This is a genomic window from Ferrimonas pelagia (assembly GCF_039543565.1).
Classification (GTDB): Bacteria; Pseudomonadota; Gammaproteobacteria; order Enterobacterales; family Shewanellaceae; genus Ferrimonas; species Ferrimonas pelagia.
This window is the reverse complement of record NZ_BAABJZ010000099.1, coordinates 1-12,761: the sequence shown is the minus strand read 5'-3', so window position 1 is coordinate 12,761 and position 12,761 is coordinate 1. Positions and strand designations below refer to the sequence as shown.

The following is a 12,761-nucleotide window of genomic DNA, read 5'->3' as shown; positions in this document are numbered from 1 at the left end:
GGATATGGGTCAAGGATTGTCGCCACGAAGTGAGCAGAAACGGCAGCAGATAGTGCAAGCGGCGAGCGAACTGTTTATGCAGCAAGGCTATTTGACCACCAGTATGGATGAGATCGCGCAGCAGGCGGGTGTGTCCAAGCAGACGGTCTACGCCCACTTTGGCAGCAAGGATGAGTTGTTCACCTATTGTGTGGAGAGCAAGTGCGTCGCGGCCGAGCTGCAGTTGGACACCCTCAAAGGCAGGGATATGCGCAATGTACTGACGGAATTTTTGCTGCACTTTGTTGACATGATCTACAGTCCGGAAGCGATCTATGTTTACCGGCTGTGTGTCAGTGCGGCCGAAACGCATCCCCAGCTGTCGCAGCGTTATTTTGAGGCGGGGCCCGATAGGGTTCATCATCATTTAGCGAACTACTTGCAACAGGCCTGCATTGACGGTTGGATACAGTTGGCAGAGCCGGAATTCGCTGCTGAGCAATTGTTGTTGATGGCTCGGGGATTAGAGCACATGCGCTGTGAGCTTGGATTGCCATGCCGTGAAACGCCGCAGCAGCGTCGGCTTAGGATAGAGCAGGTTCTAGACCTGTTTTTACAGGGCGCACAAGGATAGCTTCGGGCGCACGAAGTAATGATGTACAAGGATGGATCATGAAGTATTGCATTGGAGCGCTGGCCCTGATCGCGTGTGGGGTGATGGCACAACCGGGGAAACCGGCGCGTACACCGTGGGCGCTGGATCTGCATGGGGTGCAGTTTGCCGATGGCACCATGGCACAAGATGGTGACTACGGCGACCATCACTTGGGGGCTCGGCTCGGCTACCGTACCCGCTTGGGGCCAAGGTGGATGGTGGGGGCAAATATCAGTTATGACCGCCGTGCATTTGATTTTGACGCGGAGACACTGTTTGGGGGCACGCTGCCGGTTTGGGAGCGCCGAGACAAAGTGGGCGTCGGTCTGAATGTCATACACCTACTGGATGAGCGCTGGAGCTTGATTGTTGCGCCTCGATTGCAGTGGTCTGCGACCGAGGACGCCAGTCTGTCCAAGGGTGACAGTTACGGTGTGCTGGCTGGGGGGTTGTACACACTCAATTCGGATCTGCAATTGGGCTTGGGCCTGTCGTATCTGCATGACATCAAGGATACCAAGGCATTCCCTATCATATTGGTGAAGTGGCAGATCAATGAAAAATGGAAGTTGGATAACCCCTTCGAGCCGGGTTTTTCCGGCGGGGCGGGACTTGAGCTGAGCTATCGTTGGAATCGACATTATGAACTGGCGTGGGGCGCCGCGTATCGCAGTGACCGTTTCGCCCTAGCGGATGGCGTGGCGGAAACGGCCGCACCGTTAGCGTTTTTACGTTGGAGCTATTTCCCGCAGACGGGTTGGGATCTGTCAGTAATGGCCGGTTATCAATTTGATGGTGAGTTGGAATGGGACGGCCAGAAGTGGGGGCGTCGGAAGCAAGATATTGATGGTCGCCTTGGCTTCGGCGTGAGCTTCAACTTTATGTTCTAAAGTTTGTTCTCGGGAAATGAAACGGCGCCACTTAGGGGCGCCGTTGTCATGTCTGAGCGTGACTTACTTGCCAAGCATTGCTTGCTTGAGCTTTTTATCGGCGGGTTTGTCACCCAGCCAGATCGCAAACAGGGTACGACGGAAATCATCGCCTTCGATCAGGGTCAGCAATTTGCCGTTCTTATAGGCTTCCAATCCAACGCCGGGAATGGACACCATGGTGAACTGATCGCCGATCTCAACGGCTTCATCAAACACTGCCAGGAAGGTATCCAACCGTTGCTGCAGTGGGGCCAGGTTCCCATTGCTTGCTGTCTCAAAGCCTTCGATGATGGTATCTACCATGCGATCGGAGGTGATCATGCTGGAGATGATGTTCAGGCGAACGGCGCTGAGTTGTTCGCTGGTCAGGACGTTGGCGGCATTCAGTTCGGCTTGCTGAGCATACAGAGAGCCGACATAGAGCTTCATAAAGAACTTCGAGCGCACGCCTGCGCCATAGTAGTTCAATGATTGCCCTTGGATCTTAATGCTTGGTGCCAAGTCTACCCCGGACACGGTGTTGGCTTGGGCGGGTAGGACAATGGCGCCGATCAGGGCTAATACAGAGATTATTTTTTTCATCAGCGTTACTTTCTGCTGTCAATCGAGAATGTGACCGCAATATGTACCATGCGGCCTGATCATCAACAATGGAAAACAGGCTAGACCAGTTACGGCGTTGGCTGCTTCAGTTGCTCTTTGATGGGCCGTGTCGAAGTCGGGAGCAACTCTTCCGCCACATCCCAAACGGTGTCTCCATCGCTATTTCGTACGGATTGATCCGCACCGAGGGAGATGAGCAGGGTGAGATTGTGCTTACGGCCGCTGGCGGCGGCGCAGAAGGCGGCGTTCGGTCGTTTGGGATCGCCGGGGTTGGCCTGATCAATGTTGGCGCCGTAAGCCAGCAGTTCACGCAGATAGAAGGGATCGTTACTCTCGGCAGCCTGACACAAGAGGGTAGTGCCTTGTGTGTTAGCCGTATGCGGATCGGCGCCGGCCTCGAGCAGGGCCTTAAACGCCAGTCGGTCACTTTCACTGTAGGCAAAGAACAGCGGGTGCTGGCCTTCGAGCGATTGGGTATTCAGATCGCCACTGTGCTGCTCGACATAGCCGGAGTGGCCCACTTGCGCTGCATCATACCAATCAGCATCCCCTGCTGTGGCGGCATTACGGTGGGCGCAGCCGGTCATGAGGATGGACAAGAGGGTGGCGAAGAGAATAATAGGCTTTTGTGTCATCATGCGGCCGATAAGTAGTGAGAGAAGGACAATAGCGTCAGTTTAACTCATAACTTAACGCCATAAACAGATAAACTATCCATTTATGTTTATTTTGTATGCACCTTGGTGTTTAGCGAAGGCGAGCGGCTTGCTGGCCCCGTAACTTGAACACGGTGCGTGTATCCCGGCTCTGCAGTAGATACCAGGTCGCCCAGATGGTCAGCATAAACAGGATGGCAGGGCCCCAAGAGAATTGGCCGTTACTGAGAATATGCACACGCAATTGCAAGGTGAGATCGGCCAGCATGGTGAGCAGCAGCATGGGCTGCCCCAAATACCATAGATGAGCAGCAATCCGGTTGTGCTGGCGAAAGCCCTGGCACCAGAGCAGCAGAGCCGGGCACAGGCCTATCGCCAAGCCCAGATAAAAATCGGTGCGACTTGGATAAAACAGGGCAAGCAGTTCACTGCCATGCTCACGACTGATGGCGGCGACGATCAACAGCCACCAGGTACGACCGCATAGCGCCATCAGTAGATAGAGCCAGAGACTGGGGGTGGCCCAACCCTGGTCGGTTAGGCGTTCTGGCGGAAGGAAGATCATGGTGCAGCCTGATACGCGCTCAGTTCCACTGTCAGCCAAGGGATCCCAAGGCGGGAAACTTTGACCTGAACTAAGGCGTCATTCAATTGCGGCGCAAACCAAAACTGAGCGACGCGCTGCTTATGTGGGTGGTCCTGTTCAAACTTGTGCGTCTTAAGTTGACCCAGCTTGGTCTCGAGCGTTTCTTCTCCGAGGTATTCAAACAGGTAATCTCGCGTCTCTTCGCCCCAGGTATATGACAACTGCACCGAGCTGCGGGCCAGGCCCAGTTGATGGATCAATAAGGTGGGCTCCCACTGCGCCGGGTGAAAGGGCAGCTCGAGCGGTAAGGGCTCGCCATTAAGTGTTTGGACGAAGACGCCTTCTTGTTGGATCCCAGCTAAGTGCCGATCGCGCCATACCCCATCCAAGACAGTTTCGTAGCGCTGCGGTAAGATCTTACGGTCGTCGTAGGTGAATAGGCTCTGATGAGATGCGCGCGGGCCCATACTGCAGATCTTGCCGGAGGCTGAGTATTGATATTGGCCGGGTGACAATCGCTTGAGTTCGATCTCGCCTTGACCGCAGGGCAGGCCGCTGGCGAAGGCGCGGTATTGGGCTTGATAGGGGGCGGGGGGCTCAGCACTAACGGGTGTGAGCAGAAACAGTAGGGCCGCGCTTATCGCGGCCAAGAGCCGTGGGTACAACGAAGATCTCCTGAAGATCAGTCCTGCCGAGGGTGCTCGTGCAGGAAAAACAGTGCGTCATCCAGTGCTTGTTCGACCTGCAACTCCATGTTGCGGCGCTCATCACCAACCACGTAGTTTGCCATATCGACCTGATAGCGGATATAGCGCGCCGGCAGTTTGTTTAAGGCCAGGCAGATGAGATCGGTCAGTGGGTCTTGCGCCAGTTTTTCATGCAGTCGACGGCTTTGCAGTGCGTCTTGCAATAAGAGCTCGTAATAGTTCTGAATTTCCCAACTCATTGTTGCCTCCCTATGGCGCTCAGCGCGTCCTGTGCGTTCACTTGAGCCGCTCGGCGTTAATGTCCCCATGTCGGCTCGTCGTTTTTGACTTTGACCCAATGATCCCGCGGCGCTGGGCAAAGCCCACTTCTTTATGAGCCTGGATACAGGCTAATGGATCTTCGCTGGTGATGTCGATGTCGTTGAGTTGGTAAATTAGCCCAACTTTGTTGGGCGCGACTAGGTGGGTCATTTGCTCGTGTTCTTGGGAGGGAGCCTATGGGAAGAATACGGGGCAATCAGCGCAGATAAGCGCTTGTGCGACAGAGCTGGCATGCAAAGCATACTCGAAACATCGGGCATGCTTTGCAACCATGACAAATCGATGGTCAGAGCTGTTGCACTGCCCAGCTCATGAAGGCTTTGCGGGTGGGTTCGTCGGCCTGTTGCCACCAGTATTTGAGCATGGCTTCTGCCTGAATGGCGTTGTCACCGGCGGAAGTTGGTGCGGCGGTGGTCGCTTCGAGATCGGTGGAGGTGGGAGCCGTGGCGACGACGGCCCCAACGCTCGTGGCGGCACTGGCGGCGATGGCTTGTTGCTCCAGGCTTTGTGCGGGGGCAGGTGCGCCCATCAGTTGCTCCAGCATATTTGGATCATCGCCTTGCGTGAGAGCAAACTGGAATGGCACCTCTTGCTTGTTGCTGGTGAGGATCTTCAGTTTGGGCGCTTGGGCAAAGCGCTCCGCCTCTTTGATGTCACGGATCTTGCTGGCGGGCAGTAAGCGGTAGTCTTCGTCTGGCGCGGCATCCAGGGTGATGACAAAGGGGTTGGAGCTGACGCGCTTATGGTTGTCGCCGATCGCTTCCCGGATCAGATCTTTGTATTGAATGGCGATCTTATTGACGCCGGGCTTCAGATCCACCTTGTCTTTGTGGCTGAATAAGGAAGAGGTGATCTTTTCGCCGTTAACCGCCAAATACTCAAATTCGAGCGGAATGGTTAAGCTATTGGCCCAACCTGTTGGGCTGAGGGCGAGGATCAGTGAGAAGGCAAAGGCCCTGTTCATAACGGCTCCTTGTTATCAGTATTTGGGTTTTTCGAGCCAGGCTATTCTTTGCTCGATATAGGTCATGGCTTGTCGACATTTTCCGAGGCGCTTATGCTGCGCCAGGATCTCATTTTGTAGTGTGATTTTGTCGCCCCCTCGATAGTTGTCAAGGGCGTGTTCAAGTTGTTGGATCTTCTGCTGCATTTTTTGCTCCCAGTTGCGGTGCTTATTGAGCTCCTGATACAGCTTGTGACTGGAATTCATGATGTTCTGCGCGATCCATTGGTACCCCGCATCCGCATTGGCACTGGAGCGACGCTTATAGGCGCTGTTTTGGATCCCGCGTGTGGCGGTTTGGGTGTTGGCGACAGCTTGAAGCAGTGCTTGGAAGCGGCCACTGAAGCGCTGACAGGCCAGCTCGACGGTCTCGCCGGTGGCGCCGATCTGCAGCAGCTGTTCGATCTGCTTGAGATCTTTACGCAGGACGGTGAGGCAGCCGGCAAGACTGGCACCCTGATGGTCAAACAGTTGATCATGAAAGCGCGATTTGTGGGCCAGCCACTTTTTGTTGGCATCGGTGAGCTGCGCATCATGATGTTGGATCCGTTGTTCCAATTGATTGAGCTGTTCACGCAGTTTGATCACCAATGGCGGTTTCATAGCCAGGCCTCCCACGCCAGTTTGGCTGCGATCAACATCACCATGGTAATGAAGACCGGGCGGATAAATCGTCCGCCAAATCGGATGGCGGAGTGTGCGCCGATCCACGCGCCGATCATCAGTGAGATCCCCATGGTGATCCCTAGGCTAAAGTTGACCGAGCCCAGCGCAATGAAAAAGCCTAATGAGGTGGCGTTGCTGATGAAGTTCATGGTTCTGGCCAGGCCGGAGCTGAGTAGGATGTTCATCCGATACAGCACCATGGAGGACGCCGTCCAGAATGCGCCGGTGCCGGGGCCGGCAAAACCGTCATAGAAACCGATGCTGAGTCCTTGCCCCCACTGGCGCCGTAGAATGCTGGGGGTGCGCGTGGGCAGTTGATGCTGCTCCTCTTTTGGGGCGCGGGTGAGCAGGGTGTGGACCGCGATGGCGATGATCAACAGCGGCAAAAGCTTATCCAGCCAGTCGACGCTGACCACGCTGACGGTCAAGGTGCCGATCATGGCACCAATAAAGGTCGCGATGAACGAGCGCCGCCAGAAGCGGGGATCAAACAGTTTTTTGCGATAAAAGGTCCAACTGGCCGTGGCCGAGCCAAAGGTTGCGGCCAGTTTATTGGTGCCCAGCGCGAGGTGGGGCGGTAAGCCGGCAGTGAGCAGCGCTGGGATGGTCAGTAGGCCACCGCCACCGGCGATGGCGTCGACAAATCCGGCAATAAAGGCAACGGCCGCGAGGGCCGCGAGGACATCATACGAGAGAGCCAGCTCCAAAATAACACTCCAGTGAGCTTTGCTCAGTATTCAATATGGCGACGATAGGGCGGTAGCGAGTCCAATAGCGAACTGCCGTAACGCTTGGTGATCAAACGGCGATCCAGGATGGTGATCCTGCCATAATCCTGCTCGTTTCGCAGCAATCGACCACAGGCTTGGACCAGTTTTTTGGCCGCATCGGGGACCGTAAGCTGCAGGAACGGGTTGCCGCCTTTGGCTTTGATGTATTCGGCGTGGGCCTGATCCACCGGCGACGTCGGTACGGCGAAAGGCAGGCGGGTGACGATCAGGTTGGTGAGGTAATCACCGGGAAGATCGAGCCCTTCGGAGAAGCTGCCCGTGCCCATCAAAATGGAGGGCTTACCCGCATCGATCCGCGCCTTATGCTCGCGGATCAGATCCTGCCTGGGCGATTCACCTTGGACCAAGACGGGCAGCCGCTTAAAACGGCGCAGGGACTCGGCGACGGACTCCATCTGCCGGTAGGAGGTAAACAGCACCAAACTGGCGGTTTGTTCCTCCAATAGCTCGGGGATCATTTGGTTGAGCGTTTCACTGAACTCATCGTGTGTGGGTTCAACCTTCATCTTGGGCAAAAACAGGGTGGCGTTTTGCTGATAGTCGAACGGCGACGGCAGGTTGATAAAGCGGGTGCCATCGTTGCTGCGTAAGCCGATCTGATGGCGGTAGTGCTCAAAGTTGCCCATGGCCATCAGCGTGGCGGAGAGCAACGCGGCCCCGGCCGCTTTGCTCCAGAGCATCTCTTCGAGCAGGAAGCCGATCTCGATCGGAGAGGCACAGAACAGAAAGTCGTCCAGCTTGCCGTCGACCTTTTCTACCCAGCGGGCTTGTGGTGCACCTTTGTCCGGAACCGGCTTCGCTAACATCTGCCAGGCCGCTAATTGCGCTTCCTGTCGCTGGAGGGCAAAGCCCAGCTCTGCCACCAGCGGCTCCGCTTTGTGGCTCTTAAGCTCGCCGTCTTTGATCGCCTCCATCAGCATTTGCTGTAATTTGTTGAGCTTTTTGCTGGCGGCTTTACTGGCGGTTTCCAGGTTCTCGGCCAGCGTCACCAAGCCGGCTGGCAGAACGCCCCCGGCAAAGCGGTGACGCCGATCTTCATTGTCAAACAGGAAGGCGTTGTTGTCGCAGAAGGCCTGCAGTTGCCCCAGGCCCTCGCACTGCGCAGCAATGTCGTCGGACAGCTCAGAGGCGAGAATGGCGGGTTTGTCGGAAGCCAACTCTCGTGCCAGCTTATGTGCCAGCTTTTCCAGCTTGCCCAGGCTTTCCACTGAGCCTTTGACTCGCGCACTGGCGGCCGAAAAGTCCCTGGCCACCTGTGGCAGGTGGTGGGCCTCATCCATGATGTAATACATGCTGTCTGGATCGGGCAGGATCTTGCCTCCGCCCAGCTCAAGATCCGCCATCAGTAGGCTGTGGTTGATGATCAGTACATCCCAACTGTCCATCTTCTCCCGGCTCTTGTGAAACGGACAATGTCGGTGAGCAGGCAGTTGGCGATTGCAACTGTGTTTGTCGGAGCTAATCTGCTGCCAAAGGTGATCGGCCACGGGCTCCGGCACTGAGTCGATCTCGCCGTCCCATTTGCCTTCATGGTAAGCGGTGTGCAGCCGCTTCAGTAAGGCAACATCGCCGTCGGCGGGTTTGCTCTCCCACAGTGCTTGCTGGTTATCAGGCACCTCACCGGCGAGCAACTCCAGCTTGGATAGACAGACGTAGCGTTGACGTCCTTTGGCCAAGCCATAGCGGAATTCCAAACCGCTGTGGCGCTGCAGTAGCGGCAGATCTTTGTTTACCAACTGCTCTTGCAGTGCCACTGTGGCGGTTGAGATGCAGATCTTTTTGCCTTGCGCTAGGGCCAGAGGCAGAGCACCGAGCGCGTAGGCCAGGGATTTGCCCGTTCCCGTGCCGGCTTGAACCACGACGATCCGGCGTTCCTTGTCGTAACTGCCGGACAGGGTCTTGGCGATCTCGGCGATCAGGTAATTCTGCTCTTTGCGACGGACAAAGTTGGGAATGGCTTCGGCGAGGTTGTTGTACGCCGTGCGCGTGGCTTTTTTGACTTTGTCGCTGAGCATGTGACCTTCTGACGCTGCGGGATAACGGATCGGCTGTACATATTACCAGTAGTTGACCGACAATGTGCAGATGGATTGCATTTCTCTCTGCGACGGCTGGATCTTAAGCCGCGAACATCGTGCTCACGCCTCAGGGGCCGAGCTGATCTACTGGTTGAGCACCGAGCATGGGCCCCGCTGCGTCACTTTGGCTGAACAGCGCTGGCGCGGTTTTGTGCGCGAGAGTGATGCGCGGCGATGGCGGCAATGGTTGGGGCAGCGGCCGGGTTGGGAGTTGACGGCGGTGCCTGCGCAAGATTTCAGTCACCAGCCCGTGTGGGCGCTGGACGTGGTTGCCCCCAAGCTGTGGCGGCAAGTGCGGCAACAGGCGCAGGCGTCAGGCTGGTCATTGCTCGAAGCGGACATTGCTCCGCAAGAGCGATACCTGATGGCGCGTTTTATCCGTAATGGCGTGACCGTCAGAGCGCAAGGCCACCGCTTGCTGGCGATGCGGCCAGCGCAGCCTCAACATCAGCCCAGTATGGTGTCGCTGGACATTGAGTGCAGCCGGCACGGCGAGTTGTACTCCATCGGCTTTTACCATGAGGGAGAGCAGAGCGTATGGATGATCGGCCCTGCGCCGGCGGAGCCCGCCCCCAGCTACCTTCATTTTGTGGAAAACGAAGCTGAACTGCTGCGGGCCACGCTGCATTGGTTTGAACAGCATGATCCCGATGCGATCATCGGTTGGTCCGTCGCCCATTTTGATCTGGCTTTGCTGCACAAACGCGCACAGCTATATGGGATCCGGTTGAGCTTAGGGCGGGATGGCAGTGAGCCGGCGTGGCAGGAGCGGGCGGGGCCGGGCCGGGAGTGTTCTATCGCTGGACGATTGGTGTTGGACGGCATTGACTGGCTGAAAGCGGCGTTTTACTCGTTTGACAGTTTTGCACTGGATAATGTCGCCCATGCTTTGCTGGGCGAGGGCAAAGCCTGCCAGGACAGCGTTAACCGGCTGGCGGAGATCGAGCACAATTTTCATCACAATAAGTTGGCGCTGGCCCACTACAACCTCAAGGACTGTGAGCTGGTGTGGCGGATCTTTGAAAAAACCGATCTGATGGCGTTTGTGCTGGCACGGGGATCGAATACCGGCTTGCAGTTGGATCGCACTGGCGGCTCGTCGGCGGCGTTTACCTTTCGTTACCTGCCTCTGTTGCATCGGGCCGGCTATGTGGCGCCGGATCTCACCGAGCATACGATCCCACCGAGTCCGGGCGGGTATGTCATGGACTCGATGCCAGGCTTGTATCGCAATGTTTTGTTGCTGGATTTCAAGAGTTTGTACCCATCTATTATCCGAAGTTTCCTGATCGATCCGATGGGGATGATCGTAGCGGAGCGTGCGCCGGAGGACGCCAGCGTTGTAGGGTTTCGTGGTGCCCGATTCCATCGTGAACAACACAGATTACCGGGCTTGATCGCCGAATTGGCTGAGCAGCGGGAGCTCGCCAAGCGCGACAAGAATGCACCGCTGTCGCAGGCGATTAAGATCTTGATGAACTCTTTCTATGGCGTGTTAGGGGCCAGCGGCTGTCGCTTTCACGATCCTAAGCTGGCCTCTTCGATCACCTTGCGTGGCCATGAGATCATGAAGCAGACCCGTGTTTGGATCGAGCAGCAGGGATATAGGGTGATCTATGGCGATACCGATTCTGTTTTTGTCCATGTCGGCGACGGGTGTGAAAAGTCGCAGGCGCGTGCGATCGGTCTGGCGCTGAGTCGAAAGATCAACGCCGCCTGGTGCGACAACTTGGCTGAGCTCGGCTTAGAGAGTGCACTCGAGTTGGAGTTTGAAACGCAGTTTGATCGTTTTTTTATGCCTACTATCCGTGGTTCGCTCGTTGGCTCTAAAAAGCGCTATGTTGGCGCCGTGATCAACGATGGAGAGATCGATCTGATCTTTAAAGGCATGGAGACGGTGCGTAGCGATTGGACGGCCATGGCTCGGCAGTTGCAGCAAGAGTTGTACCATGACTGGTTTTCCGGAAGAGCGGTGCTGCCTTTGCTGAAGCGTTGGATCAAGGCGATCCGCAGTGGCGACGTTGACCACCTATTGGTTTATCGAAAGCGATTAAGGCAACCTCTCGACGCCTACCAGGCGTCACCGCCGCATGTGCAAGCGGCTAGGCTGGCTAATGCAATGTTAAATAAGGAACATTACCGCAAAGGTAGCCAGATCAGTTATTTTATCGGCCTTTCCGGTGCCTACCCGCAAAAAGAGGGAAAAGGGGAGTTGGATCGCGAGCATTATATTGAAAAGCAGTTAAAGCCGATCGCTGAACCGGTATTGATAGCATTAGGGATAGGTTTTCATGAGGTTGATGGCGATCAACTGGGTCTGTTTTAGATGTTGTTTGCAGGTTGTTCTAGCTGGAAAGGGTGGGCAAATCAGCTAATAGAATGTTAACTCGCTGTCTTTTTTGGGGTGAATGTCGGTCGAACGTGTATTTTTGTGATCTTTCTCTCTTTTGGCCTTTCCGTGCCTTTGCTAATGTCGTCGCCTGTTTTCGGATGAACAAAAAAGTTCCCATGGAATTAGCAGGGAACACAAATAAATTAGAACGCTTGATTGGTTAGGCAAACTTAAATGAAAAAGACACTGCTCGCTGCTGCGATCCCAGCTTTGCTGGCCGCAAACGTATCCGCTGTTGAACTGTACGACGACGGTAAAAACTCTTTCGCTATCGGCGGTCACATGACCATCCAAGCTAACGCTTCCGACGGCGACGTAAATGTGGCGGGTAACTCCCCACGTATGAACTTCTCTTGGAACTCTGATCTGGGTAACGGCTACAAGCTGGATTCCCGTATTGAATACGGTTTCTCCGACGTAGTTGGCGACGCCGACAACGTACTGTTCCACCGTCTGGGTTACATCGGTGTATCCCACGAAGATTTCGGTCGTGTGTCCATCGGTAAGCAGTGGTCTGCCTACTTCGTGGCTTCTCAAGCAACCGACCAGCCTATCTACATCAGCTCCGATGCGCTGCACACCTACGGTGGTGCCGCAGGCTCCCACGGTGATCTGGGTCTGGGTCGTGCCAACAGCGCCATCCAGTACACCAACAACTTCGATGTTGCTGGCGGTAACTTCAGCTTCGTTGCTCAGCACCAGGGTGCCCAGGGTAACTTCGACGATCGCTATTCCATCGGTATGGCGTACAAGCACGGCGATCTGCGCGTAGCTTATGCCTACAGCGGCGGTGACGTGACCTTTGACGCAACTGTTTCTCCTGCGATGGTTACCGACAATACTGTTGACGTAAACACCCAAGTGGTTTCCGCCAACTACGGCTCTTACGGTGACGGCCTGTCCTTGGCGGCGGCTTACTCTTGGGCGGAGAACCTGCAGGGCTTGGGTATCGACTCCTTTGGCTATGAAGCGGTTGCTGCTTACGGCACCGGCACCTTCACCTACGCCGTGAAGCACCAGTACCTGGAAAACGACACTGAGCTGTTCGGTAAGAACGGTGCTGCCTTCAACCACACCTTCGCTACCGTTGAGTGGAATGTTGCTTCCAACTTCGTACCATTCGTAGGTTACACCGTTGAGCACGATCTGGACGTCCTGGACGCCAACGGTAATGTCGCTAAGAACGACAACAACTTCGCTATTGGCGCGCGCGTTTACTTCTAATATTGAAGCGACCCGCTAATAACGATAAACCACCGCCTTCGGGCGGTAATGCCAGTCAGTTAAGCTGACTGGCATTTTTCTTTCGTGGTCGCCGAACTGCGTATTTCTGGGGACGACGCTTCACAGCTCGAGGGTAATGGCGCTCTCGCCGGATTGGCAGTACAAAGG

At 55.7% G+C, this 12,761-nt stretch carries 14 protein-coding genes; 4 read left to right on the top strand and 10 right to left on the bottom strand.

The window, feature by feature from the left end; translation table 11 throughout:
• Window positions 1–4: 4 nt before the first annotated feature.
• On the top strand, window positions 5–613 hold the full coding sequence (locus tag ABEA08_RS17405; RefSeq protein WP_345336653.1) for a TetR/AcrR family transcriptional regulator: 609 nt from the start codon (window positions 5–7) through the stop codon (window positions 611–613).
• Window positions 614–651: 38 nt separating this feature from the next.
• The gene (locus ABEA08_RS17400) at window positions 652–1,524 is read left to right on the top strand and encodes a DUF6268 family outer membrane beta-barrel protein (protein ID WP_345336652.1); all 873 of its coding nucleotides are present in this window, start codon (window positions 652–654) and stop codon (window positions 1,522–1,524) included.
• A 63-nt stretch (window positions 1,525–1,587) separates the two neighbouring features.
• Here the strand turns inward: ABEA08_RS17400 and ABEA08_RS17395 are convergent, their stop codons facing one another.
• From ABEA08_RS17395 to dinG, 10 genes are all read right to left on the bottom strand, one after another.
• Window positions 1,588–2,148, bottom strand: coding sequence for a chalcone isomerase family protein (locus ABEA08_RS17395; RefSeq protein WP_345336651.1), 561 nt, complete (start codon window positions 2,146–2,148; stop codon window positions 1,588–1,590).
• 89 nt (window positions 2,149–2,237) lie between these two features.
• Entirely contained in the window at window positions 2,238–2,804 is a 567-nt protein-coding gene (locus ABEA08_RS17390) for an ankyrin repeat domain-containing protein (RefSeq protein WP_345336650.1), read from the bottom strand.
• A 112-nt stretch (window positions 2,805–2,916) separates the two neighbouring features.
• A complete protein-coding gene (locus ABEA08_RS17385) occupies window positions 2,917–3,390 on the bottom strand; it encodes a DUF2919 domain-containing protein (RefSeq protein WP_345336649.1) in 474 nt (157 codons plus the stop codon).
• Window positions 3,387–4,076 (bottom strand): DUF3108 domain-containing protein, encoded by a 690-nt coding sequence (locus ABEA08_RS17380; protein WP_345336648.1) that lies wholly within the window; start codon window positions 4,074–4,076, stop codon window positions 3,387–3,389. Before ABEA08_RS17380 ends, ABEA08_RS17385 begins: the two co-directional genes overlap by 4 nt.
• A gap of 17 nt (window positions 4,077–4,093) precedes the next feature.
• Entirely contained in the window at window positions 4,094–4,357 is a 264-nt protein-coding gene (locus ABEA08_RS17375) for a late competence development ComFB family protein (protein WP_345336647.1), read from the bottom strand.
• A gap of 37 nt (window positions 4,358–4,394) precedes the next feature.
• Window positions 4,395–4,589, bottom strand: a complete 195-nt coding sequence (locus ABEA08_RS17370) for a hypothetical protein (protein WP_345336646.1) — start codon at window positions 4,587–4,589, stop codon at window positions 4,395–4,397.
• A 136-nt stretch (window positions 4,590–4,725) separates the two neighbouring features.
• Window positions 4,726–5,403, bottom strand: a complete 678-nt coding sequence (locus ABEA08_RS17365; protein ID WP_345336645.1) for a YccT family protein — start codon at window positions 5,401–5,403, stop codon at window positions 4,726–4,728.
• Between the two features lie 15 nt (window positions 5,404–5,418).
• On the bottom strand, window positions 5,419–6,045 hold the full coding sequence (locus ABEA08_RS17360; protein WP_345336644.1) for a primosomal replication protein: 627 nt from the start codon (window positions 6,043–6,045) through the stop codon (window positions 5,419–5,421).
• Window positions 6,042–6,818 (bottom strand): TSUP family transporter, encoded by a 777-nt coding sequence (locus ABEA08_RS17355; RefSeq protein WP_425557383.1) that lies wholly within the window; start codon window positions 6,816–6,818, stop codon window positions 6,042–6,044. Before ABEA08_RS17355 ends, ABEA08_RS17360 begins: the two co-directional genes overlap by 4 nt.
• 20 nt (window positions 6,819–6,838) lie before the next feature.
• Complete coding sequence (gene dinG / locus ABEA08_RS17350; protein ID WP_345336642.1) at window positions 6,839–8,914, bottom strand: ATP-dependent DNA helicase DinG; 2,076 nt, start codon at window positions 8,912–8,914, stop codon at window positions 6,839–6,841.
• Window positions 8,915–8,984: 70 nt separating this feature from the next.
• Here dinG and ABEA08_RS17345 point away from each other — a divergent pair, with 70 nt between their 5' ends.
• Together ABEA08_RS17345 and ABEA08_RS17340 are read left to right on the top strand one after the other, a co-directional pair.
• Window positions 8,985–11,303: a DNA polymerase II gene (locus ABEA08_RS17345; protein WP_345336641.1), complete on the top strand. Its 2,319-nt coding sequence runs from the start codon at window positions 8,985–8,987 to the stop codon at window positions 11,301–11,303.
• Between the two features lie 240 nt (window positions 11,304–11,543).
• Window positions 11,544–12,593: a porin gene (locus ABEA08_RS17340; RefSeq protein WP_345336640.1), complete on the top strand. Its 1,050-nt coding sequence runs from the start codon at window positions 11,544–11,546 to the stop codon at window positions 12,591–12,593.
• Window positions 12,594–12,761 lie beyond the last annotated feature (168 nt).

What these genes read in the sequence shown, in the direction of transcription:
- ABEA08_RS17390 (WP_345336650.1), bottom strand. Translation starts at nt 2,804, where the DNA reads ATGACACAAAAGCCTATTATTCTCTTCGCCACCCTCTTGTCCATCCTC.
- ABEA08_RS17405 (WP_345336653.1), top strand. Translation starts at nt 5, where the DNA reads ATGGGTCAAGGATTGTCGCCACGAAGTGAGCAGAAACGGCAGCAGATA.
- ABEA08_RS17340 (WP_345336640.1), top strand. Translation starts at nt 11,544, where the DNA reads ATGAAAAAGACACTGCTCGCTGCTGCGATCCCAGCTTTGCTGGCCGCA.
- ABEA08_RS17400 (WP_345336652.1), top strand. Translation starts at nt 652, where the DNA reads ATGAAGTATTGCATTGGAGCGCTGGCCCTGATCGCGTGTGGGGTGATG.
- ABEA08_RS17345 (WP_345336641.1), top strand. Translation starts at nt 8,985, where the DNA reads ATGGATTGCATTTCTCTCTGCGACGGCTGGATCTTAAGCCGCGAACAT.
- ABEA08_RS17395 (WP_345336651.1), bottom strand. Translation starts at nt 2,148, where the DNA reads ATGAAAAAAATAATCTCTGTATTAGCCCTGATCGGCGCCATTGTCCTA.
- ABEA08_RS17360 (WP_345336644.1), bottom strand. Translation starts at nt 6,045, where the DNA reads ATGAAACCGCCATTGGTGATCAAACTGCGTGAACAGCTCAATCAATTG.
- ABEA08_RS17385 (WP_345336649.1), bottom strand. Translation starts at nt 3,390, where the DNA reads ATGATCTTCCTTCCGCCAGAACGCCTAACCGACCAGGGTTGGGCCACC.
- dinG (WP_345336642.1), bottom strand. Translation starts at nt 8,914, where the DNA reads ATGCTCAGCGACAAAGTCAAAAAAGCCACGCGCACGGCGTACAACAAC.
- ABEA08_RS17365 (WP_345336645.1), bottom strand. Translation starts at nt 5,403, where the DNA reads ATGAACAGGGCCTTTGCCTTCTCACTGATCCTCGCCCTCAGCCCAACA.
- ABEA08_RS17375 (WP_345336647.1), bottom strand. Translation starts at nt 4,357, where the DNA reads ATGAGTTGGGAAATTCAGAACTATTACGAGCTCTTATTGCAAGACGCA.
- ABEA08_RS17370 (WP_345336646.1), bottom strand. Translation starts at nt 4,589, where the DNA reads ATGACCCACCTAGTCGCGCCCAACAAAGTTGGGCTAATTTACCAACTC.